We start from the raw sequence: 3,020 nt of genomic DNA on the forward strand, positions 1-3,020 counted from the left end.
AATGCAGCATCGGTGCTTCCACGAAGACCAATTGCTTACCGTTACCAATATCGATGCTATCGCCCGTTTTTACGGTTTTGAAGTTCCACTCAGGATGGTGGTGATGACCCACAATCGAATCAATCGCCGCTTCTGTACAGTAAATTGGCGTGTTCGGAATTTTCTCCATCAATGCCGACAATGCGCCTGAGTGATCTTCTTCTGCATGGTTTACCACAATAAAGTCGATAGACTTAAGGTCGATTTCCATTTCTAAATTTTGGATGAATTGTTGACTGAATCGATGATCGACCGTATCAATCAATACGGTTTTCTCTTCACGAATTAGATAACTGTTGTAGCTGGTACCTTTTGTCATTTTGTATTCTGTACCGTGGAAGTCTTGAACTTCCCAATCGCGTTGACCTACCCAGTGAATGTTGTTTTTTACGTGAATTGTCATAATTACTACCTTGAATGACGGGATAAACAAAAATAATTTCTTCTTGTATTGCACCGGGCGTGCCAACTTTTAATTACTATATATTTCAACACCTTAATTAAAAATCAACTTTAACAAGTGTCATTTAGACACAGTTGAAAATTGTCATTAAGACACTACAATAGTCATATTGACACAATCGGTATTGGCTATGACTTCTTTAATCGCGCAATGGCTACACATCACGCAAGACCTTAACTCGGCGCTCACTCAACAAGCTCGCTTTGACACGTTATTAACCACGATTCGAGAGGTATTGAAGTGTGACTCTTCTGCCCTTCTTTTGTATGAAGACCAGCACTTTAAACCTTTAGCGATCAATGGATTGGCGAAAGAGGTCCTTGGACGCCGTTTCTCCATTGAGCAGCACCCAAGGTTAGAAGCCATTGCCCGAGCAGGCGATATCGTGCGCTTTCCCTCCGACAGCGACTTACCTGATCCATACGACGGCTTGATTCCAAACCACGATGACAAACTGCATGTCCATTCCTGCATTGGTTTACCTCTGCTGATCGACGATCAACTGATTGGTGCCATTACGATTGACGCCTTCGACCCCAACCAATTTGATGGGCTACGCAACCAAGAGTTACGTTTTGTCAGCGCGTTGGCAGCAGGTGGCCTTCACACTGCACTCCTACTAGAACAACTAGAGACACAAGCGAGCCTGCCACGCGACTCTTACGCCGAGAAGCGCACCTTAAGTAACGAAATCATTGGCAACTCTCAGGGCATGAAGAATCTTCAAGAGCAGATTGATGCAGTCGCCGATACGGAATTGTCTGTGTTGGTCATGGGAGAAACGGGCGTAGGTAAAGAGTTGGTTGCCAGCGCTATTCACCATCGCTCTAGCCGCTCGAACAATACTTTGGTTTACCTCAACTGTGCAGCGCTGCCGGAATCAGTCGCGGAAAGCGAGTTGTTCGGCCATATCAAAGGCGCATTTACAGGCGCAATCAGCAATCGTAAAGGTAAGTTCGAACAAGCCGATGGCGGCACACTGTTTTTGGATGAAGTCGGCGAACTGTCGTTAGAGCTGCAAGCCAAGTTACTTCGAGCCCTACAATACGGCGACATTCAACGTGTGGGTGATGACCGCCATATTCGAGTCAACACACGCATTGTCGCCGCTACTAACCGTATATTGCATGAAGAAGTGACTGCTGGTCGCTTCCGAGCCGACTTGTATCATCGTCTAAGCGTCTTCCCGCTTCATGTTCCACCTCTTCGTGAACGTGAAGACGATGTGGTATTACTCGCAGGCTTTTTCGCTGAGAGCTTAAGAAGCAAATTGGGATTGAACAGCATTCGTTTGTCCCCCACTTTGGTGCAGGCACTCAAAGACTATTCATGGCCAGGCAACGTGCGAGAGCTTGAACATGTCATTAAACGTGCCGGTGTTTTGGCAAAAGCGCGTACTCACGCCTTGGACATTGAGTTGGTTGAGCAAGATTTTGATATTAGAACGCCGAATCAGAACATCAAGAACATTGAAGAAGCGGAACAAAACTCTTGGCTTGAGCTACCAGAAGGCGGATTGAAGCCTGCCACAGATGCCTTCCAAAAAGCGATGATTGTTCGAGCTCTGGAAGAGAACCAAGGTAACTGGGCAGCAACTGCACGTCAGCTTGAATTAGATAACGGTAATTTACACCGCTTAGCAAAACGCCTAGGGATAAAATAGACACTAACGAATATCACCTAATATGGCATATTCATCGCCAAATAATGTGCCTGATGCCCAACCGTGCACTCAGCCCACCATAAGTAGTGGGCTGAGTGCTCAGATAGAATAGCTACCTAAGTTTGACGGTATTTTCTTCTAAATTTTATTGTCTTGAACCACCTCACAGATTTAATAACCCTTAACAATAAACACAATAATAGTTAAGGTATTTTTATGAGCTAGATCTAATAAAATTAAATATATAGTATTTATTTTAAGAATCTAAACTTTCAAAGTTCATCATAATAAATACAACCTCTATATATACACTTTACCTTCAAAAAACATCAAAATATAATCCCTTCGATAAAAAACACTTAAATGAATTTAACTGTATAAAAGTGAGGAGAATAAAATATGGGATATGGGGCGACAGTATATTCATTAGATACTGAAAAGGTTTTTAACGTACTAAAGAATGAGCGTAATCCAGAGCTAGAAAAAGCCATAATGGAAAGGTGTCAAGACTCCTTTAAGGTGATTAATGAAATGCTGGAAAGTAGTGGCGAAAGCATCCGAGCTGAAGAGCTTCTTATGCAAATGTTGTCTGAAGAGATAAAATACAGTCACTTGGGTTACGCCTATGCTTACTTGCTTGAAGCTATATGTAAGATAACTGGTTATTACTTATCCAATAACTCTTGGTATCCTTGCGATGTAAACGATTTCTGCGATATTCCATTCACTAATACCGATTATCCTATAAAATTCCCATTCCCTGACGATTTCCCTGTTGTTTTTATGATAAAAAATCAAGATATTCACCAAGATAACGTTGACTTCGGAGGCTTATCAGAGCAACAAATATCTGAA

Annotated in this window: 3 protein-coding genes; 2 read left to right on the top strand and 1 reads right to left on the bottom strand. The window is 42.5% G+C overall.

Going from position 1 to position 3,020, the window contains the following annotated elements:
- Positions 1–442 (bottom strand): MBL fold metallo-hydrolase (locus IQR33_RS32300; RefSeq protein ID WP_228013758.1); only part of this gene is annotated, 442 nt, incomplete at its 3' end.
- 190 nt (positions 443–632) lie between these two features.
- Between IQR33_RS32300 and norR the strand changes: the two genes are divergently transcribed.
- Positions 633–2,165: a nitric oxide reductase transcriptional regulator NorR gene (gene norR, locus IQR33_RS04425; RefSeq protein ID WP_025768529.1), complete on the top strand. Its 1,533-nt coding sequence runs from the start codon at positions 633–635 to the stop codon at positions 2,163–2,165.
- A gap of 399 nt (positions 2,166–2,564) precedes the next feature.
- Positions 2,565–3,020 (top strand): transcriptional regulator (locus IQR33_RS04430; protein WP_193843543.1); only part of this gene is annotated, 456 nt, incomplete at its 3' end.

Origin of the sequence: Vibrio sp. OPT46, assembly GCF_015163535.1 — a bacterium.
In the GTDB taxonomy this organism is placed as follows: Bacteria; Pseudomonadota; Gammaproteobacteria; order Enterobacterales; family Vibrionaceae; genus Vibrio; species Vibrio alginolyticus.